Here is an 18251-nt window from a genome sequence, read left to right on the forward strand (position 1 = left end):
CCAAGGGTTTGATGATGAATCATCAGCGCTTGGTTGCGTGGGAGCGAGCTTGCCCCGCGAAAAGGCGTTACCGGATTACAGCTTGATCCAGGTCGCCTTCAGCTCGGTGTACTTCTCCAGCGCGTGCAGCGACTTGTCACGGCCGTTGCCCGACTGCTTGAAGCCACCGAACGGCGCGGTCATGTCGCCGCCGTCGTACTGGTTGACCCAGACGCTGCCGGCACGCACGGCGCGGGCGGTCTTGTGGGCCTTGGAGATGTCCGAGGTCCAGATGCCGGCTGCCAGGCCGTATGGGGTGTCGTTGGCGATGGCGATGGCTTCTTCAGCGGTGTCGAAGGTGATCACCGACAGTACCGGGCCGAAGATTTCTTCCTGGGCGATCTTCATGGCGTTGGTCACGCCGTCGAAGATGGTCGGCTCGACGTAGGTGCCGCCGGTTTCTTCGAGGATGCGCTTGCCGCCAGCCAGCAGCTTGGCGCCGTCCTGGTGACCGGCGTCGATGTACGACAGCACGGTGTTCATCTGCTGGGTATCGACCAGCGCACCGACGGTGGTTGCCGGGTCCAGCGGGTTGCCCGGTTTCCAGGCCTTGAGGGCCTCGACCACCATGGGCAGGAACTTGTCCTTGATCGAACGCTCCACCAGCAGACGCGAACCTGCGGTGCAGACTTCACCCTGGTTGAAGGCGATGGCGCTGGCTGCGGCCTCGGCGGCGGCTTGCAGGTCCGGGGCGTCGGCGAAGACGATGTTCGGGCTCTTGCCGCCGGCTTCCAGCCAGACGCGTTTCATGTTCGACTCGCCGGCGTAGATCATCAGCTGCTTGGCGATCTTGGTCGAACCGGTGAACACCAGGGTGTCGACGTCCATGTGCAGGGCCAGGGCCTTGCCCACGGTGTGACCATAGCCTGGCAGCACGTTGAGCACGCCCGCCGGGATACCGGCTTCGATCGCCAGCTGGGCGATGCGGATGGCGGTCAGCGGCGATTTTTCCGACGGCTTGAGGACGATGGAGTTACCGGTGGCCAGGGCCGGGCCGAGTTTCCAGCAGGCCATCAGCAGCGGGAAGTTCCACGGCACGATGGCACCGACCACGCCCACCGGCTCACGGGTAACCAGGCCGAGCTGGTCGTGCGGGGTTGGCGCGACTTCGTCGTAGACTTTATCGATGGCTTCGGCGTTCCAGTGCAGGGCACTGGCCGCGCCTGGCACGTCGATGCTGGAGGAGTCGCCGATCGGCTTGCCCATGTCGAGGGTTTCGAGCAGGGCCAGCTCTTCGACGTGCTTGCGCAGCAGGTCGGCGAAGCGGATCAGCTTGGCCTTGCGCTTGGCCGGAGCCAGGCGCGACCAGACGCCGGATTCGAACACGGCGCGGGCATTTTCGACAGCGCGGTTGGCATCGGCCAGGTCGCAGCTGGCAACCTTGGCCAGGAAGCGTCCGTCCACCGGGCTCAGGCAGTCGAAGGTTTCACCGGATGCGGCATCGGTGTATTCGCCGTTGATGAAGGCGCGGCCTTCGATCTTCAGTTGCTGGGCACGCTGTTCCCAGTCCGCACGAGTCAGGGTGGTCATAGGAAACTCCTCTCTTGTTAAGGTGCAACGCCGCACTGAGGACTCACGGGCGCTGTCAGAAATTCTGGCCGGGTGACGAGGCACACGGGCACCTGCCACCCTAAACCAGGGCGGGGAAACTATCAATATATTTGACACGAACGGCTCAAATGCCTACTGATGTTCATTTTATTAAACAACAACAGGGTAACCACCATGAGTATCGCCAGCATCGTCGACTTCGCCCAGGTTCTGACCGAGGCCGAACGCTACCGCCCGGCGGCGGAGAAAATCCTCAAGGGCGAGCCTGACCAGGCTGTCTACAACCACTATTCCAGCCCGTGCGGGCAGTTCGCCGCGGGCGTCTGGGAAGGTGAAGTGGGCCAGTGGACGGTGAACTACACCGAGCATGAATACTGCGAGATCGTGCAAGGTGTGTCGGTGCTGCGCGACCAGGAAGGCAATGCCAAGACCCTGCGCACCGGTGATCGCTTCGTCATCCCGGCGGGCTTCAAGGGCACTTGGGAGGTGCTGGAGCCGTGCCGCAAGATCTATGTGATGTTCGAGCAGAAGTAAGCGCCAGCTTCTTCGCGGGTAAACCCGCTCCCACAGGCTGTGGGAGCAAGGGGTTCCTGCAGGCTTGCAGTGAAGCTCAGGTTTCGCACGGCCCCTGTGGGAGCGGGTTTACCCGCGAAGAGGCTGAACACGATTTTCCTGCAGGCATAAAAAAACCCGCCACCTTACGGTTGCGGGTTTTTTCAGGTTGCCGATCAATTACTTGATCTTGGCTTCCTTGTACACCACGTGCTTGCGGACGACCGGATCGTATTTCTTGATCTCGATCTTGTCCGGAGTGGTGCGCTTGTTCTTGTCGGTGGTGTAGAAGTGGCCGGTACCGGCACTCGAAACCAGACGGATCAATTCACGCATGATGTTCTCCCTTAAACCTTGGCGCCAGCTTTGCGGATGTCGACCAGAACGGCATCGATGCCGCGCTTGTCGATGATACGCATGCCTTTGGCGGAAACGCGCAGACGCACGAAACGCTTCTCGGATTCAACCCAGAAACGGTGGTGCTGCAGGTTTGGCAGGAAACGACGACGGGTTTTGTTGTTTGCGTGGGAAATGTTATTCCCGGTTACTGGACCCTTACCAGTAACTTGACAGACTCTCGACATGCCTCAGCCCTCTAAAACCACATGCCCAACCCGGCATGGGTTGGCCGCTTAATCTCTCAGTCATTGGCGCTAGGCGCCGTGTTTCCGAGGGTCTTATCGACCGGAAGCGCTTACGCGACAGGCCGAGCCCCTAGAAAAGAGCGCTGCTTTATACCAGAAAGACTCAGCCGCAACAACAGAAGATGTGTCTTCAGGTCGTGCCGAGTGCGCCCGGGCAGCATAACGACTGGGGCGCCAAGGTGTCGACCGCCCGTCGCCGAATTAATGCGAAAGGGTGTGGTCATTTGCCCGTGCCCACACTAGGGTAGGACTTTTCCAGACTGCACCGGCAGATGGTGCCACAAACCCGCCAAGGAGCCACCATGCGTGCCGCCGCCCTTTCCCTGTTGTTCACCACGCTGTGCGCCGCCGGCCTTGCCCAGGCCGCGCCGCTGTCGGTGTGCACCGAAGCCAGCCCGGAAGGCTTCGACGTGGTCCAGTACAACTCGCTGACCACCACCAATGCCTCGGCCGATGTGCTGATGAACCGCCTGGTCGAATTCGATGCAGGGCTGGGCAAGGTCGTGCCCAGCCTGGCCGAGCGCTGGACGGTGTCGCCGGACGGCCTGATCTATGACTTCACCCTGCGCCAGGGCGTCAAATTCCACACCACGCCCTACTTCAAGCCCAGCCGCGAGCTGGACGCCGAAGACGTGCTGTTCAGCTTCCAGCGCATGCTCTACCCCGCCCACCCCTGGCACAAGACCGCTGCGGGCGGCTACCCGCATGCCCAGTCGCTGCAGCTGGGCAGCCTGATCAAGTCGATCGAGGCCCCCCAGCCCAATACCGTGCGCTTCACCCTCTCGCACCCGGATGCCACCTTCCTGGCCACCCTGAGCATGGGCTTTGCCTCGATCTACTCCGCCGAATATGCCGACAAGCTGCTCAAGGCCGAGACCCCGGACAAGCTCAACAGCCAGCCTGTGGGTACCGGGCCGTTCGTCTTCCAGCGTTTCCAGAAGGACGCCGTGGTGCGCTACCGCGCCAACCCCGACTACTTCGCCGGCAAACCGTCGGTCGACCCGCTGATCTTCGCCATCACCACCGACGCCAACGTACGCCTGCAGAAGCTCAAGCGCGGCGAATGCCAGGTGGCCCTGTCGCCCAAGCCGCTGGACATCGCCGAGGCCGGCAAGGACGGCAACCTCAAGGTGGCGACCACCCCGGCGTTCATGACCGCGTTCGTCGCCATCAACAGCCAGCACCCGCCGCTGGACAAACCCGAGGTGCGCCAGGCCATCAACCTGGCCTTCGACAAGCCGGCCTACCTGAAGGCCGTGTTCGAAAACACCGCCACCGCCGCCAACGGCCCCTACCCGCCGAATACCTGGAGCTACGCCAAGGACCTGCCGGGTTACGCCATGGACCAGAAGAAGGCCAAGGCGCTGCTGGCCAAGGCCGGCCTGGCCGATGGTTTTGCCACCACGATCTGGACCCGCCCGTCGGGCAGCCTGCTCAACCCCAACCCCAGCCTGGGCGCGCAGATGCTTCAGGCGGACCTGGCCAAGGTCGGCATCAAGGCCGAGATTCGCACCCTCGAGTGGGGCGAGTTGATCCGCCGCGCCAAGGCGGGCGAGCACGACCTGCTGTTCATGGGCTGGGCGGGTGACAACGGCGACCCGGACAACTTCCTCAGCCCGCAATTCTCCTGCGCGGCGGTCAAGTCCGGGACCAACTTCGCGCGGTTCTGCGACAGCCGCCTGGACCAGCTGATCAATGCCGGGCGCACCACCAACGACCAGAGCGTGCGCAGCCGTCTGTACCAACAGGCCCAGGCACTGATCCAGCAGCAGGCGCTGTGGCTGCCGCTGGCGCATCCGACGGCGGCGACCTTGCTGCACAAGGGTGTCGAGGGGTATCAGGTGAGCCCGTTCGGGCGGTTGGATTTCAGCAAGGTCTCTGTGGGCCGCTGATTATCTGCTGACTGTGCCGGCCTCTTCGCGGGTAAATCGGGGCGCCGAACCGCCGCTCCCAGAGGTTTCGCGCCGAATGCGCAGCCTGTGGGAGCGGGTTTACCCGCGAAGAGGCCGGCGCAGTCAACTCATGACTAGCCTGCCAACCACCCATGCTCGGCCATGGACAGTGGTTCGCCATCACCGACGATGACATGGTCCATCACCCTTACGTCGATCAGCGCCAGCGAGCGCTTGAGCATCTGCGTCAGGTGCACGTCGTCCTGGCTGGGCTGGCAATGGCCTGACGGGTGGTTATGGCACAGGATCAGCGCCGCCGCGTTGTGCAGCAAGGCCCGGCGTACCACCTCGCGCGGGTAGATGCTCGCCCGGTCGATGGTGCCGCGAAACAGGATCTCGAACGCCAACGGCCGGTGCTTGGTATCCAGGAACAGGCAACCGAATACCTCGCTGGCCTCATGGCGCAGCATCGATTTCAGATAGCGCCGCACCGATGTCGGCGACTCCAGCGCCGACGCACGCTCGATGCCCTCGTCCAGATACCGCCTGCCGATCTCCAGCAACGCCTGCAACTGGGCGTATTTCACCGGCCCCAGTCCCGGCTCACGCAGAACCCTGGCACGATCGGCCTCGAGGAACGGCCTGAGCCCGCCAAACTTCGCCAGCAGCCCACGCGCCAAGTCCAGCACATTACGCCCGGCGACCCCCGACCCCAGCAACACCGCGACCAGCTCGGCGTCCGACAGCACCGCCGCGCCGCGCTGCAACAACTTCTCCCTCGGCCGCTCCTCGGCCGGCCATTCTCTGATGTTCATCCCCCCTCCTCGCCTGCCACTACGGCCCGTTTGGGCGCTGTGTTAATCTAGTTCGCTTCGAAAATGCGACGATCTGCCGCAGGCAGTCACCGTCGCCGCCCGCTTTCACTGGAATAAGGCAAGGCCTATGCAGCGGTTGTATCGCAAGCGCATCGTTCTCGGCGTGGGTGGCGGCATCGCCGCCTACAAGAGCGCCGAGCTGATTCGCCGACTCCTGGAACACGGCGCGCAGGTGCGCGTGGTCATGACCCGTGGTGGTGCCGAATTCATCACTCCGCTCACCCTGCAGGCGCTGTCCGGCCACCCCGTGCACATGGACTTGCTCGACCCCGCCGCCGAAGCGGCCATGGGCCATATCGAACTGGCCAAATGGGCAGACCTGGTGCTGATTGCCCCGGCCACCGCCGACCTGATGGCGCGCATGGCCCAGGGCATGGCCGACGACCTGCTGACTACCCTGGTGCTGGCCACCGACGCCACCGTCGCCGTGGCGCCGGCGATGAACCAGGCCATGTGGCGCGACCCGGCAACCCAGGACAACCTCGAACTGCTCAAGCGCCGTGGTATCCAGGTGTTCGGCCCGGCCTCCGGCAGCCAGGCCTGTGGCGATGTGGGCCTGGGCCGCATGCTCGAAGCCACCGACCTGGCCTGGTGCGCCGCCGAGAGCTTCAAGCGCCAGGCACTGACCGGCAAGCACGTGCTGATTACCGCCGGGCCGACCCAAGAGAACATCGACCCGGTGCGCTACATCACCAACCATAGTTCAGGGAAAATGGGCTTTGCCCTGGCCGAGGCGGCCGCTGAAGCCGGGGCCCGGGTGACCCTGGTCACCGGCCCGGTACACCTGCCGACCCCGGACCGGGTCAGCCGCATCGACGTGGTCAGCGCGCGGGACATGCTCGCGGCCTGTGAAGCCGCCATGCCCTGTGACCTGTTCATCGCCTCGGCTGCGGTCGCGGACTACCGCCCGGAAGTCGTCGCCGCACAGAAGCTCAAGAAAGATCCCACCACCGGCGACGGCATGCTGCTGCAGATGGTGCGCAATCCCGATATCCTTGCGACCATTGCCGGCCGCGCCGATCGCCCGTTCAGCGTGGGCTTTGCCGCCGAGACCGAGCACCTGCTCGACTACGCCACGCGCAAGCTCAAGGACAAGAACCTCGACCTGATCGTCGCCAATGATGTGGCCAACCCCAGCATCGGCTTCAACAGCGAGGAAAACGCCCTGACCGTGATCGACCGGCAGCAGCATCAAACCCTCTTCGCGCAGACCAGCAAAGGCAAGATCGCCCGCCAGCTGGTTGCCTTCATCGCCGAACGGCTCAACCAGGTTCAATAAGTTACATGCACGCTCTTCAAGCCAAGATCCTCGACCCACGCCTGGGCACCGAATTCCCCCTGCCGCAGTACGCCACCCCCGGCTCCGCCGGCCTGGACCTGCGCGCCCTGCTCAAGGAGGACACCGTCCTCGAGCCAGGCCAGACCCTGCTGATCCCCACCGGCCTGTCGGTGTACATCGGCGACCCGGGCCTGGCGGCGATGATCCTGCCGCGCTCGGGCCTGGGCCATAAGCACGGCATCGTGCTGGGCAACCTGGTCGGCCTGATCGACTCGGACTACCAGGGCGAGCTGATGGTCAGCTGCTGGAACCGTGGCAGCACGCCGTTCACCATCACCGTCGGCGAGCGCATCGCGCAGTTGATCCTGGTGCCGGTGGTGCAGGCGCATTTCGACATCGTCGAGCAATTCGACGAGACCCAGCGCGGCGCTGGCGGCTTCGGCCACTCGGGCACCCGCTGAGGCAACAACAGACCGTTCGGGCCATGGATGGCGAACTCTCTGGCGAAACCGCCGTCCAAGCGTTCAGTTTGCGCCTGCCCAGAAGCCTTTGACTTATGGAGTCCCCAGAGATGAACGACATGGCCCACCTGGTCCCCGCACTGCCGGACAGCATCTTCCGCGCCTATGACATCCGCGGCGTAGTCGGCAAGACCCTGCACGCCGAAACCGCCTACTGGATCGGCCGCGCCATCGGCGCCCAGACCCTCGCCCAGGGCGAACCACAGATCTCGGTAGGCCGTGACGGCCGCCTGTCCGGCCCGATGCTGGTCGAGCAACTGATCAAGGGCCTGGTCGAGGCCGGTTGCCAGGTCAGCGACGTCGGCTTGGTGCCGACCCCGGCGCTGTATTACGCCGCCAACGTGCTGGCCGGCAAGTCGGGCGTGATGCTCACCGGCAGCCACAACCCATCGGACTACAACGGCTTCAAGATCGTCATCGCCGGCGACACCCTGGCTAACGAACAGATCCAGGCCCTGCTGACCCGCCTGAAAACCAACGACCTGACCCGTGGCGAAGGCCATGTGGAAAAAGTCGAGATCCTCGAGCGCTACTACCAGCAGATCGTCGACGACGTGAAGCTGGCCAAGCGCCTGAAGGTGGTGGTCGACTGCGGCAACGGCGCCGCTGGCGTGATCGCCCCGCAATTGATCGAGGCGTTGAACTGTGAGGTGATCCCACTGTTCTGCGAAGTCGACGGCAACTTCCCCAACCACCACCCGGACCCGGGCAAGCCTGAGAACCTGGAAGACCTGATCGCCAAGGTGAAAGAGACCGGCGCCGATATCGGCCTGGCCTTCGACGGCGACGGCGACCGCGTGGGCGTGGTGACCAACACCGGCAGCATCGTCTACCCCGACCGCCTGCTGATGCTGTTCGCCCAGGACGTGCTGTCGCGCAACCCGGGCGCCGAGATCATCTTCGACGTCAAATGCACCCGCCGCCTGACCCCGCTGATCGAACAGCACGGTGGCCGCGCGCTAATGTGGAAGACCGGCCACTCGTTGATCAAGAAGAAGATGAAACAGACCGGCTCCTTGCTGGCCGGCGAGATGAGCGGTCACATCTTCATCAAGGAACGCTGGTACGGTTTCGACGACGGTATCTACAGCGCCGCGCGCCTGCTGGAGATCCTCAGCAAGGCCGGGCAAAGCGCCGAAGACCTGTTCGCCGCGTTCCCCGATGATATTTCCACGCCGGAAATCAACATTGATGTGACCGACGAGGGTAAATTCAGCATCATTGATGCTCTGCAACGCGACGCCGACTGGGGCGATGCCAACCTGACCACCATCGACGGTGTGCGGGTCGACTACGCCCACGGCTGGGGCCTGGTTCGCGCCTCCAACACCACACCGGTGTTGGTGCTGCGCTTCGAGGCCGACAGCGCGGCAGAACTCGACCGTATCAAGGCTGTATTCCGCACGCAGTTGCTGCGGGTCCAACCAGGCCTGCAACTGCCGTTCTGACGACTATCCGTTCCTTACCTGGAGCCCTGCATGACCCTCGATCGCGATGCCGCTTCCCATGTAGCCGAGGTTTTGTCCGAAGCACTGCCTTACATCCGCCGCTTCGTCGGCAAGACCCTGGTGATCAAGTACGGCGGCAACGCGATGGAAAGCGAGGAGCTCAAGACGGGCTTCGCCCGTGACATCGTGCTGATGAAGGCCGTGGGCATCAACCCGGTGGTCGTGCATGGCGGCGGCCCGCAGATCGGCGACCTGCTCAAGCGCCTGTCGATCGAGAGCCACTTCATCGACGGCATGCGCGTCACCGACTCGGCGACCATGGACGTGGTGGAGATGGTCCTGGGCGGCCAGGTCAACAAGGACATCGTCAACCTGATCAACCGCCATGGCGGCAGCGCCATTGGCCTGACCGGCAAGGACGCCGAGCTGATCCGTGCGCGCAAGCTCACCGTCAGCCGCCAGACCCCAGAGATGACCCAGCCGGAAATCATCGACATCGGCCATGTAGGCGAGGTCGAGAGCGTCAACACCGACCTGCTGAACATGCTGGTCAAAGGCGACTTCATCCCGGTGATCGCGCCGATCGGCGTGGGTAAGAACGGCGAGTCGTACAACATCAACGCCGACCTGGTCGCCGGCAAGGTCGCTGAAGCGCTGAAGGCCGAGAAGCTGATGCTGCTGACCAACATCGCCGGCCTGATGGACAAGCAAGGCCAGGTACTGACCGGCCTGACCACCGAACAGGTCAACGAACTGATCGCCGACGGCACCATCTACGGTGGCATGCTGCCGAAGATCAAGTGTGCGCTGGAGGCGGTGCAGGGCGGCGTGAACAGCTCGCACATCATCGATGGCCGCGTGCCCAACGCGGTGCTGCTGGAAATCTTCACCGACAGCGGCGTGGGCACCTTGATCACCAATCGCAAACGTCACGCTTGATTGATCATGCGCCCCGGTTTCGACCGGGGCGCATTGCGTCAAGCAAGGAAACATCCTACGCACCACAGGGATCCCGACTACAACACCAGAGCCTTGATCGCCACTAGCATCGGATCTTCACCTACAGGAGATCTGCCATGCAAAAAGCTGCCGTCCCCTACGGAAGCGATGTCTCTTCCGGCACCTATGCGTGCTGCGATTGCGGATACGAGTATTCCAACACCAGCAAGACTTCCCTTCCGCCCTGCCCCAAGCTCGAGGAACTGCCTCACAGCCTGCACGCCTGGCGCATTCTCAGCGGCCGTGGGGATGCCGTGGACGACCCCTACCCCAACGGACGCTGAACGACAGGCACGAAAAAGGCGACCCTTAGGTCGCCTTTTCTTTGCACGTTCGCGTCAGATGCCGTACTTGGCGCGATACGCCTCGACCGCCGGCAAGTGCTGCTTGAGCTGCGGATCGTCGGCCAGGAACTCCAGCACCTGGGTCAGCGACACGATGCTGACCACCGGAATGCCAAAGTCGCGCTCGACTTCCTGAATCGCCGACAGCTCGCCGTTGCCACGCTCTTCGCGGTTCAGTGCGATCAGCACACCCGCGGCCTTGGCCTGCTGGGCGTTGATGATCTGCATCACTTCACGGATGGCGGTGCCAGCGGTGATCACGTCGTCGATGATCAGCACGTCACCGGCCAGCGGGGCGCCAACCAGGCTGCCGCCTTCGCCGTGGTCCTTGGCTTCCTTGCGATTGAAGCACCATGGCACGTCGAGCTGGTGGTGCTCGGCCAACTGCACCGCCGTGGCCGCCGCCAGGGGGATGCCCTTGTACGCCGGGCCGAACAGCACGTCGAACGGGATCTTGCTGTCGACGATGGCCGCTGCGTAGCAACGCCCCAGCTGCGCCAGGGCGGAAGCTGTGTTGAACAGGCCGGCATTGAAGAAGTACGGGCTGGTACGCCCCGATTTCAGGGTGAATTCACCGAAGCGCAGAACGCCGCGATCGATGGCAAAACGAATGAAGTCGCGCTGATACGGCTGCATAAAAGGTCCCGGACACCACGGATTTAGCTAAATGTGTTGAGCTCGGGTATCATACACGCACGAGATTTTTGGGGCCATTTATGCGGATCATCAGTGTGAACGTGAATGGCATTCAGGCTGCAGCCGAGCGTGGATTGCTCAGCTGGCTGCAAGCCCAGAATGCCGACGTCATCTGTCTTCAGGATACCCGCGCCTCGGCCTTTGAACTCGACGACCCAGCTTTCCAGCTCGATGGCTATTTCCTTTACGCCTGCGACGCGGAGGTGCCCACCCAAGGTGGCGTGGCACTCTACTCGCGCATGCAGCCCAAGGCAGTCATCACCGGCCTGGGCTTCGAGACAGTTGACCGTTACGGGCGTTACCTGCAGGCAGATTTCGACAAGGTAAGTATTGCCACGCTGCTCCTGCCTTCGGGCATGAACGGCGATGAAGACTTGAACCAGAAGTTCAAGTTGATGGACGACTTCGCCAAGTACCTGGACAAACAGCGTCGCAAGCGTCGCGAATACATCTATTGCGGCTCGTTCTACGTGGCGCAGCAGAAGCTCGACATCAAGAACTGGCGCGACAGCCAGCAGTCGGTCGGCTTCCTGCCGCCAGAGCGCGCCTGGATGGACGCGATCACCGGCGAAATGGGCTACGTCGATGCGCTGCGCGAAGTCAGCCGTGAAGGCGACCAGTACAGCTGGTGGCCGGACAACGAGCAGGCCGAGATGCTCAACCTGGGTTACCGGTTCGATTACCAGATCCTCACCCCAGGCCTGCGCCGCTTCGTGCGCAATGCACGCCTGCCGCGCCAGCCACGCTTCTCCCGGCACGCGCCGCTGATCGTGGATTACGACTGGACGTTGACCATCTAATAAAGCAATGGGGCCGCTTCGCGCCCCATCGCCGGCAAGCCGGCTCCCACACCAACTGCGTAGACCTCAAGTCATGCGCCGTACCTGTGGGAGCTGGCTTGCCAGCGATGGGCCGCAAAGCGGCCCCATTTGCTATCTGTCAGTCGGCCAGTGCGGCGTTCTGCAGCTCGAAGATCTCGCCCATGCCTTTTTGCGCCAGCGCCAGCATGGCGTTGAAGTCTTCCGGCTGGAACGGCGCACCTTCAGCGGTGCCCTGCACTTCGATGAAACCACCGGCACTGGTCATGACCACGTTGAGGTCGGTCTCGGCGGCGGAGTCTTCCAGGTAGTCGAGGTCGAGCACCGCTTCACCCTGGTACATGCCCACCGATACGGCGGCGATCATGTGCTTGAGCGGGTTGCCGCCCTTCAGGCCGCCACGCTTCTTGATCACGGCCAGGGCATCGCACAGGGCGACCATGGCACCGGTGATCGAGGCGGTACGGGTACCGCCGTCGGCCTGGATTACGTCGCAGTCGACATACAGGGTGATATCGCCGAGCTTGCTCATGTCCAGCGCAGCGCGCAGGGAGCGGCCGATCAGGCGCTGGATTTCCAGGGTGCGGCCACCTTGCTTGCCACGGCTGGCTTCACGCTGGTTACGCTCGCCGGTGGAGCGCGGCAGCATGCCGTACTCGGCGGTCAGCCAACCTTGGCCCTGGCCTTTGAGGAAGCGGGGAACACCATTTTCGACGCTGACCGTGCAGATGACCTTGGTGTCACCGAACTCGACCAGTACCGACCCCTCGGCGTGCTTGGTGTAGTTGCGGGTGATGCGGATCGAGCGGAGCTGATCGGCGGCGCGACCACTTGGACGTTTCATCTGGGATACCTGTACTGGGACTTTAAATCTGCCGAGCATTATAGAGCCCGTCGCCCCGCGAAGACATGCCTATCGTCGCACCCGGCGCAGCCTGTCGCCTTTTCCGACCACGGCGGCGGGGCAGCGGTAGCATGGCCGGATTGGGCGCCCGGGCCGCACTGCGCTACAATCCTGCGCCTTGCAGCCGTAAGGCTCCCCCGCTCACCCGATTACGCGAGGTACTCCCCATGGTGCACAGCATGACCGCCTTTGCCCGCGCCGAACGCGCCGGCAGCCAGGGCACCCTGGTCTGGGAGCTGCGCTCGGTCAACCATCGCTATCTCGAACCCCACCTGCGCCTGCCCGAGGCCCTGCGCGACCTCGAAGGCGCAGTGCGTGAAGGCCTGCGCCAAGGGCTGTCGCGGGGCAAGGTCGAATGCACCCTGCGCCTGAACGAAGACAGCACCGGCAAGCCGCTGCAGGTTGACCGTGAACGCGCCGCGCAACTGGTCGCCGCCGCCGAGACCGTCGCCAGCCTGATCAAACAACCGGCGCCGCTCAACCCGCTGGAAGTCCTGGCCTGGCCAGGCGTGCTGGTGGCCGACGCCAGCGACCCCCAGGCCCTCAACGCCGAAGCCATCGCCCTGTTCGACGAAGCGCTGGCCGAACTCAAGGCCGGACGCCTGCGTGAAGGTGCCGAGCTGGCCCGGCTGATCAACGAGCGCCTGGACAGCATGGCCAGCGAAGTGGCCACCCTGCGCACCCAGGTGCCACAGATGCTGGCCGTGCAGCGGCAGAAGATCCTCGACCGTTTCGGCGACATGCAGGCCGAGCTCGACCCGCAGCGCCTGGAGCAGGAGATGGTGCTGCTGGCACAGAAGAGCGACGTTGCCGAAGAGCTCGACCGCCTCAGCACCCACGTCACCGAAGTGCGCCGGGTGCTCAAGTCCGGCGGTGCCGCCGGCCGGCGCCTGGACTTCCTGATGCAGGAGCTCAACCGCGAAGCCAACACCCTGGGCTCCAAGGCCTTTGACCCACGCAGCACGCAGGCGGCGGTCAACCTGAAGGTGTTGATCGAACAGATGCGTGAACAAGTACAGAACATCGAGTAAGGCCACCCCCGACCATGAACCACAGCAGCGGCACCCTCTACATCGTTTCGGCACCGTCCGGCGCCGGCAAGACCAGCCTGGTCACCGAGCTGATCAAGCAGGACCCACACGTTCGCGTGTCGGTCTCGCACACCACCCGCGCCATGCGCCCGGGTGAGGCGCACGGGGTGAATTACCACTTCGTCGTCCACGAGGAATTCAAGGCACTGATCGCCCAAGGCGACTTCCTTGAGCACGCCGAGGTGTTCGGCAACTTCTACGGCACGTCGCGCAGCGCCCTGCAGGAAACCCTCGACCAGGGCTTCGACCTGATCCTCGAGATCGACTGGCAAGGTGCCCAGCAGGTACGCAAGCTGATGCCCGAGGCGCGCTCGATCTTCATCCTGCCGCCCAGCCAGCAGGCCCTGCGCCAGCGCCTGGACGGCCGTGGTCAGGACAGCGAAGAGATCATTGCCGGGCGCATGAAGGAAGCGGTCAGCGAGATGGAGCACTACGACGAATACGAGTACGTCATCATCAATGACGACTTCGACGTGGCGCTGGATGATCTGAAAGCAGTGTTCCGCTCGAACCGGCTGCTGCTCAAGAAACAGCAACAGCGCCATGAGGCGCTGCTGAAACAGCTGGTCGGCTGAAGATAGCCGGGGCCTCTGCGAGGCCCTATCGCTGGCAAGCCAGCTCCCACAGGGTTAATGCTGCTTTTGTGGGAGCCGGCTTGCCGGCGATGGGCTGCAAAGCAGCCCTGTCCTTATTCCTGCAACTGAATGGTCGCCTGCTGACGCAGGGTAGCCCCCAGGAAGTACGCCGGCGCCCGCAACCGCGAGAGCAACATCAGCACGATGCCCAGCGCCGAGATGATCGCTGCGATCACGAACACCAGGCCCAACCCGCCGACATGCGAGCCGCTGCCGAAGTCCGGCGAAGCGCTGTCGATCGCGGTGCGCGCGAAAATCACCGACAGGATCACCCCACCCAACAGCGGGCACACGCCGCGCATGAAGAAGTGGCGCACACTGGTGAACAGACTGTGGCGGAAGTACCACACGCAGGCGAACGCGGTCAGCGAGTAGTAGAAGCAGATCATCATGCCCAGGGCGGTGATGGTGTCAGCCAGCACGTTCTCGCTCAGGGTACGCATGGTCACGTAGAACAAGCCCGCGGCGACGCCAGCGCAAATGGTGGCATAACGCGGGGTCTGCGAACGCGGGCAGACGCTGGCGAAGCGCTGCGGCACGGCACCGTAGTAACCCATGGCAAGCAGGGTGCGCGCAGGCGACACGAAGGTCGACTGCAGCGATGCGGCAGTACTGGCCAGCACGGCGATGGACATCAGGATTGCCAGCGGGCCCATCACCGGGCCGGCCAGGTGGGCAAACACGTTCTCCTGGATACGCGGGTTACCCAGGCCCAGGCCAGTGTCGCTGATCCCGGCGAACTGCAGGGTGGCGATGGCGGTGAGCAAGTACAGCATCAGGATCAGCAATACGGTCCAGGTGGCCGCCTTGCCCGGCACCTCGTCACTGCCGACGGACTCTTCGCTGACGGTCAGGCACACGTCCCAGCCCCAGAAAATGAAGATCGACAACGACAGGCCGGCGGCGAACGCCGAGAACGACTCGACACCGAACGGGTTGAACCAGGCCAGGTCGAAGGCCAGCGGCGGCGGTGCCGTGGACTCGCTGAACGCGGCGAAGGCAAAGCCGATCAGCACCATCAGTTGCAGGGCCACCAGGCCATACTGCACCGTCATGGTCGTCGCCATGCCGCGACAACAGATCCACACCGCCAGGGCGATGAACACGCAACAGGTGGTGACGTTGATCAGCAGGTTGTCTGCCAGTGCCGCCAGCTCCTGGGTGCCGGTGATCTGGGCCAGGAACAGGTAGAAGAAGTCGACGGCCACGCCCGCCAGGTTGGACAGCACGATGGTGGTGGCGACCACCAGCCCCCAGCCGCCGATCCAGCCGATCATCGGGCCGAAAGCCCGCGCCGACCAGGTGAAGGAGGTGCCGCTGTCCGGCTCCGCCGAGTTCAGCTCGCGGTAGCCCAGGGCCACCAGCAGCATCGGCAGGAAGCCGACGATGAACACCGCCGGCAGGTGGGCGCCGACTTCGCGCACGGTCGGGCCGAGGGCGCCGGTCAGGGTGTAGACCGGGGCAATGGTGGAGATGCCCAGCACCACGCTGGCCAAAAGGCCCAGGCGGCCCTTGGCCAGGCCTTTGCTGGCGCCTTGGGTGTTGTTGCCCGAGTCGGCTGCCACATCAGGTGGGCGGCCGGCTTCTGTGTAATTGCTCATGAGTATTTGCCGTAACTATTGGAATTGTTCTCACAGGCCCGCCGTAGAGGGCCCGCTTTCACTCATTGAAAGCTTGCGGTGGGGGCACGGTCATCCTCGACCTTCGGCTAACGCCCGAATGTTTTCGAGCGCACACCCTCCCTTGCAGCGTGGGCAATGCAGGCCTCGCGGAACGCCTCGAACAGGCGCAGCGAAACCGGGTTTTCGGCGTAACGCCATTCCGGGTGCCACTGCACACCGAGCACCAGGCCCGGCGCGTCCGGCATCGACACCGCTTCGATCAGGCCATCCGGGGCCCGTGCCTCGACACGCAGGCCTGGGGCCAGACGGTCGATGCCCTGGCTGTGCAGCGAGTTGACCTCGAACTGCGCCGCCAGGCCCAGGCGCTCGAACAACCCGCCCGGTGCAACAGCGACGGGGTGACGAGGGCCGTATTGCACCTCCAGGGGTGCGTCCTCAGGTTCACGGTGGTCCAGGTAGCCGGGCAGTTCCTGCACCCGCTGGTGCAAGGTGCCGCCAAGGGCCACGTTCAATTCCTGGAAACCACGACAAATGCAGAACACCGGCACCCCGGCGGCAATCGCCGCCTGCAGCAACGGCAAGGTCAGGCGGTCACGCGCAAGGTCGTGGCGGGTGCCTGCCGCGCTGGGCGCGCCATTGTAATGATGCGGCTCGATATTGGAAGGCGAGCCGGTAAACAGAATGCCGTCGAGTTGCGCCAGCAGCGCCTGCGTGTCGCTGCCGCCATCACGGGCCGGCAGGATCAGCGGCATGCCGGCAAAGCCTGCGGCCTCGACATACTTGTCGCCCACCGTGTGCGACGAGTTCTTCCCCACCTGCTGACGGCAGGCGCTGACACCGATCAAGGGGACCGCAATTGCGCTCATGGGCTTACACCGTGTGCAGGTACCAGTTGTACTCGAGGTCGGAGATCGACACTTCGAACTCGGCCAGCTCGCTCTCTTTGCAGGCCACGAAGATATCGATGTAGTCCGGGCTGATGTATTGGTTGAGCACTTCACTGTCGTCCAGCGCGCGCAGGGCATCGCGCAGGTTGTTCGGCAGGCTTTGCTCCAGTTGCTCGTAGGAGTTGCCCTCGATCGGCGCGCCCGGCTCGACCTTGTTGGTCAGGCCATGGTGGATACCGGACAGGATCGCGGCGAGCATCAGGTACGGGTTGGCATCGGCGCCGGCCACGCGGTGCTCGATACGCACGTTGTCGCGGTTGTCGTTCGGCACGCGCACCGCCACCGTGCGGTTGTCCACACCCCAGCTCGGCGCATTGGGCACGTAGAACTGGGCGCCGAAGCGGCGGTACGAGTTGATGTTCGGGCAGAGGAATGCCATCGACGCCGGCATGGTCTCCAGCACACCGCCGACGGCGTGGCGCAGGGTGTCGCTTTCGAGCGGGTCGTCACTGGCGAAGATGTTCTTGCCGGTCTTCTTGTCGAGCAGCGAGATGTGCACGTGCAGGCCGTTGCCCGCCTGGCCCGGGTAGGGCTTGGCCATGAAGGTGGTGTCCATTTCATGGTCGTAGGCGACGTTCTTGATCAGGCGCTTGAGCAGGATCGCGTAGTCGCAGGCCTTCAGCGGGTCGGCGACGTGGTGCAGGTTGACTTCGAACTGCGCCGGGGCGCTTTCCTTGACGATCGCGTCAGCGGGCAGGCCCTGCTCCTTGGCGGCTTCGAGCATGTCCTGCAGGCAGTCGGCGTACTCGTCGAGGTCGTCGATCAGGTACACCTGGGTCGATTGCGGGCGCTTGCCGGAGATTGGCGAACGCGGCGGCTGCGGGCGACCGTTGAGGTTGTCCTGGTCGATCAGGTAGAACTCCAGCTCGAACGCGGCGCAGATATCCAGGCCCAGGTCGTCGAACTTGCTCACCACCTGGCGCAGCACTTCCCGCGGGTCGGCGAAGAATGGCGCACCGTCCAGCTCATGCATGGTCATCAGCAGCTGGGCGGTGGGGCGCTTCTGCCACGGCTCGTCGCACAGCGTGCCGGCGATCGGGTAGCAGATGCGGTCGGCGTCGCCGATGTCCAGGCCGAGGCCGGTGCTTTCGACGGTCGAACCGTTGATGTCGAGGGCGAACAACGAGGCCGGCAGGTTGATGCCTTTCTCGTACACCTTGTGCAGGCTGGCGCGCTCGATGCGCTTGCCGCGCACCACGCCGTTCATGTCGGAGATCAGCAGATCGACGTACTGGGTGTCCGGATGGGCTTCCAGGAATTCATTCATCTCGCGGGAAGAACTGGCGCACGGGGAGACCGACGTCATGGCTGTACATCCTTTGATTCGGAGCGGCGATGTGGGGATACGGCTGACGCCTGCTAAGGCGACGATGGAATTACTGTTGTTCTTTTCA

Annotated in this window: 18 protein-coding genes and 1 pseudogene; 10 read left to right on the top strand and 9 right to left on the bottom strand. The window is 63.9% G+C overall.

Annotation, left to right across the window (positions count from 1 at the left end; translation table 11 throughout):
• Positions 1-75: 75 nt before the first annotated feature.
• On the bottom strand, positions 76-1569 hold the full coding sequence (locus ACQ4N9_RS18925) for an aldehyde dehydrogenase (protein WP_110992009.1): 1494 nt from the start codon (positions 1567-1569) through the stop codon (positions 76-78).
• Between the two features lie 195 nt (positions 1570-1764).
• Here ACQ4N9_RS18925 and ACQ4N9_RS18930 point away from each other — a divergent pair, with 195 nt between their 5' ends.
• On the top strand, positions 1765-2124 hold the full coding sequence (locus ACQ4N9_RS18930) for a cupin domain-containing protein (protein ID WP_390969531.1): 360 nt from the start codon (positions 1765-1767) through the stop codon (positions 2122-2124).
• A gap of 198 nt (positions 2125-2322) precedes the next feature.
• On the opposite strand, the gene rpmG is transcribed toward ACQ4N9_RS18930, so the two are convergent.
• On the bottom strand, positions 2323-2478 hold the full coding sequence (rpmG, locus tag ACQ4N9_RS18935) for a 50S ribosomal protein L33 (RefSeq protein ID WP_003253507.1): 156 nt from the start codon (positions 2476-2478) through the stop codon (positions 2323-2325).
• A gap of 11 nt (positions 2479-2489) precedes the next feature.
• Positions 2490-2726: a 50S ribosomal protein L28 gene (rpmB, locus tag ACQ4N9_RS18940; RefSeq protein WP_003253504.1), complete on the bottom strand. Its 237-nt coding sequence runs from the start codon at positions 2724-2726 to the stop codon at positions 2490-2492.
• Positions 2727-3088: 362 nt separating this feature from the next.
• On the opposite strand from rpmB, the gene ACQ4N9_RS18945 reads away from it, so the two are divergent.
• Positions 3089-4678, top strand: coding sequence for an ABC transporter substrate-binding protein (locus ACQ4N9_RS18945; RefSeq protein ID WP_390969534.1), 1590 nt, complete (start codon positions 3089-3091; stop codon positions 4676-4678).
• Positions 4679-4812: 134 nt separating this feature from the next.
• On the opposite strand, the gene radC is transcribed toward ACQ4N9_RS18945, so the two are convergent.
• A complete protein-coding gene (gene radC / locus ACQ4N9_RS18950; RefSeq protein ID WP_125466057.1) occupies positions 4813-5493 on the bottom strand; it encodes a RadC family protein in 681 nt (226 codons plus the stop codon).
• A 127-nt stretch (positions 5494-5620) separates the two neighbouring features.
• Between radC and coaBC the strand changes: the two genes are divergently transcribed.
• From coaBC to ACQ4N9_RS18975, 5 genes and pseudogenes are all read left to right on the top strand, one after another.
• Positions 5621-6832 (top strand): bifunctional phosphopantothenoylcysteine decarboxylase/phosphopantothenate--cysteine ligase CoaBC, encoded by a 1212-nt coding sequence (coaBC, locus tag ACQ4N9_RS18955; protein ID WP_110992005.1) that lies wholly within the window; start codon positions 5621-5623, stop codon positions 6830-6832.
• A gap of 5 nt (positions 6833-6837) precedes the next feature.
• Positions 6838-7293: a dUTP diphosphatase gene (gene dut / locus ACQ4N9_RS18960; protein ID WP_102684802.1), complete on the top strand. Its 456-nt coding sequence runs from the start codon at positions 6838-6840 to the stop codon at positions 7291-7293.
• Between the two features lie 134 nt (positions 7294-7427).
• Positions 7428-8801, top strand: a pseudogene (locus ACQ4N9_RS18965) (phosphomannomutase/phosphoglucomutase); the annotation flags it as partial.
• 30 nt (positions 8802-8831) lie between these two features.
• Positions 8832-9740: an acetylglutamate kinase gene (argB, locus tag ACQ4N9_RS18970; protein ID WP_347151123.1), complete on the top strand. Its 909-nt coding sequence runs from the start codon at positions 8832-8834 to the stop codon at positions 9738-9740.
• Between the two features lie 137 nt (positions 9741-9877).
• A complete protein-coding gene (locus ACQ4N9_RS18975; protein WP_347151122.1) occupies positions 9878-10084 on the top strand; it encodes a hypothetical protein in 207 nt (68 codons plus the stop codon).
• Positions 10085-10138: 54 nt separating this feature from the next.
• Here ACQ4N9_RS18975 and pyrE read toward each other — a convergent pair whose 3' ends face one another.
• Positions 10139-10780, bottom strand: a complete 642-nt coding sequence (gene pyrE / locus ACQ4N9_RS18980) for an orotate phosphoribosyltransferase (RefSeq protein ID WP_125466060.1) — start codon at positions 10778-10780, stop codon at positions 10139-10141.
• Positions 10781-10860: 80 nt separating this feature from the next.
• On the opposite strand from pyrE, the gene ACQ4N9_RS18985 reads away from it, so the two are divergent.
• The gene (locus ACQ4N9_RS18985) at positions 10861-11640 is read left to right on the top strand and encodes an exodeoxyribonuclease III (protein ID WP_110991998.1); all 780 of its coding nucleotides are present in this window, start codon (positions 10861-10863) and stop codon (positions 11638-11640) included.
• Between the two features lie 139 nt (positions 11641-11779).
• Here the strand turns inward: ACQ4N9_RS18985 and rph are convergent, their stop codons facing one another.
• The gene (gene rph, locus ACQ4N9_RS18990) at positions 11780-12502 is read right to left on the bottom strand and encodes a ribonuclease PH (protein ID WP_110991997.1); all 723 of its coding nucleotides are present in this window, start codon (positions 12500-12502) and stop codon (positions 11780-11782) included.
• A 227-nt stretch (positions 12503-12729) separates the two neighbouring features.
• On the opposite strand from rph, the gene ACQ4N9_RS18995 reads away from it, so the two are divergent.
• Both ACQ4N9_RS18995 and gmk read left to right on the top strand, forming a co-directional pair.
• The gene (locus ACQ4N9_RS18995) at positions 12730-13593 is read left to right on the top strand and encodes a YicC/YloC family endoribonuclease (RefSeq protein ID WP_125466061.1); all 864 of its coding nucleotides are present in this window, start codon (positions 12730-12732) and stop codon (positions 13591-13593) included.
• A gap of 14 nt (positions 13594-13607) precedes the next feature.
• Positions 13608-14228 carry a guanylate kinase gene (gmk, locus tag ACQ4N9_RS19000; RefSeq protein WP_322359671.1) on the top strand — a complete coding sequence of 207 codons (621 nt, stop codon included), beginning with the start codon at positions 13608-13610 and terminating at the stop codon, positions 14226-14228.
• A 113-nt stretch (positions 14229-14341) separates the two neighbouring features.
• Here gmk and ACQ4N9_RS19005 read toward each other — a convergent pair whose 3' ends face one another.
• From ACQ4N9_RS19005 to ACQ4N9_RS19015, 3 genes are all read right to left on the bottom strand, one after another.
• On the bottom strand, positions 14342-15889 hold the full coding sequence (locus ACQ4N9_RS19005) for an APC family permease (protein ID WP_110991994.1): 1548 nt from the start codon (positions 15887-15889) through the stop codon (positions 14342-14344).
• 107 nt (positions 15890-15996) lie between these two features.
• The gene (locus tag ACQ4N9_RS19010; protein ID WP_390969562.1) at positions 15997-16776 is read right to left on the bottom strand and encodes a gamma-glutamyl-gamma-aminobutyrate hydrolase family protein; all 780 of its coding nucleotides are present in this window, start codon (positions 16774-16776) and stop codon (positions 15997-15999) included.
• A 4-nt stretch (positions 16777-16780) separates the two neighbouring features.
• The gene (locus tag ACQ4N9_RS19015; RefSeq protein WP_390969564.1) at positions 16781-18163 is read right to left on the bottom strand and encodes a glutamine synthetase family protein; all 1383 of its coding nucleotides are present in this window, start codon (positions 18161-18163) and stop codon (positions 16781-16783) included.
• Positions 18164-18251 lie beyond the last annotated feature (88 nt).

The sequence above is a fragment of the Pseudomonas sp. ES1 genome (genome assembly GCF_050586605.1).
Taxonomy (GTDB): domain Bacteria; phylum Pseudomonadota; class Gammaproteobacteria; order Pseudomonadales; family Pseudomonadaceae; genus Aquipseudomonas; species Aquipseudomonas sichuanensis.

Bases quoted from the DNA above. Each gene is read 5' to 3' on its own strand.
- ACQ4N9_RS18985 (WP_110991998.1), top strand. From the start codon at position 10,861: ATGCGGATCATCAGTGTGAACGTGAATGGCATTCAGGCTGCAGCCGAG.
- radC (WP_125466057.1), bottom strand. From the start codon at position 5,493: ATGAACATCAGAGAATGGCCGGCCGAGGAGCGGCCGAGGGAGAAGTTG.
- ACQ4N9_RS19005 (WP_110991994.1), bottom strand. From the start codon at position 15,889: ATGAGCAATTACACAGAAGCCGGCCGCCCACCTGATGTGGCAGCCGAC.
- ACQ4N9_RS18975 (WP_347151122.1), top strand. From the start codon at position 9,878: ATGCAAAAAGCTGCCGTCCCCTACGGAAGCGATGTCTCTTCCGGCACC.
- rpmG (WP_003253507.1), bottom strand. From the start codon at position 2,478: ATGCGTGAATTGATCCGTCTGGTTTCGAGTGCCGGTACCGGCCACTTC.
- ACQ4N9_RS18925 (WP_110992009.1), bottom strand. From the start codon at position 1,569: ATGACCACCCTGACTCGTGCGGACTGGGAACAGCGTGCCCAGCAACTG.
- ACQ4N9_RS18945 (WP_390969534.1), top strand. From the start codon at position 3,089: ATGCGTGCCGCCGCCCTTTCCCTGTTGTTCACCACGCTGTGCGCCGCC.
- ACQ4N9_RS19015 (WP_390969564.1), bottom strand. From the start codon at position 18,163: ATGACGTCGGTCTCCCCGTGCGCCAGTTCTTCCCGCGAGATGAATGAA.
- ACQ4N9_RS19010 (WP_390969562.1), bottom strand. From the start codon at position 16,776: ATGAGCGCAATTGCGGTCCCCTTGATCGGTGTCAGCGCCTGCCGTCAG.
- rph (WP_110991997.1), bottom strand. From the start codon at position 12,502: ATGAAACGTCCAAGTGGTCGCGCCGCCGATCAGCTCCGCTCGATCCGC.
- coaBC (WP_110992005.1), top strand. From the start codon at position 5,621: ATGCAGCGGTTGTATCGCAAGCGCATCGTTCTCGGCGTGGGTGGCGGC.
- gmk (WP_322359671.1), top strand. From the start codon at position 13,608: ATGAACCACAGCAGCGGCACCCTCTACATCGTTTCGGCACCGTCCGGC.
- rpmB (WP_003253504.1), bottom strand. From the start codon at position 2,726: ATGTCGAGAGTCTGTCAAGTTACTGGTAAGGGTCCAGTAACCGGGAAT.
- dut (WP_102684802.1), top strand. From the start codon at position 6,838: ATGCACGCTCTTCAAGCCAAGATCCTCGACCCACGCCTGGGCACCGAA.
- pyrE (WP_125466060.1), bottom strand. From the start codon at position 10,780: ATGCAGCCGTATCAGCGCGACTTCATTCGTTTTGCCATCGATCGCGGC.
- argB (WP_347151123.1), top strand. From the start codon at position 8,832: ATGACCCTCGATCGCGATGCCGCTTCCCATGTAGCCGAGGTTTTGTCC.
- ACQ4N9_RS18930 (WP_390969531.1), top strand. From the start codon at position 1,765: ATGAGTATCGCCAGCATCGTCGACTTCGCCCAGGTTCTGACCGAGGCC.
- ACQ4N9_RS18995 (WP_125466061.1), top strand. From the start codon at position 12,730: ATGGTGCACAGCATGACCGCCTTTGCCCGCGCCGAACGCGCCGGCAGC.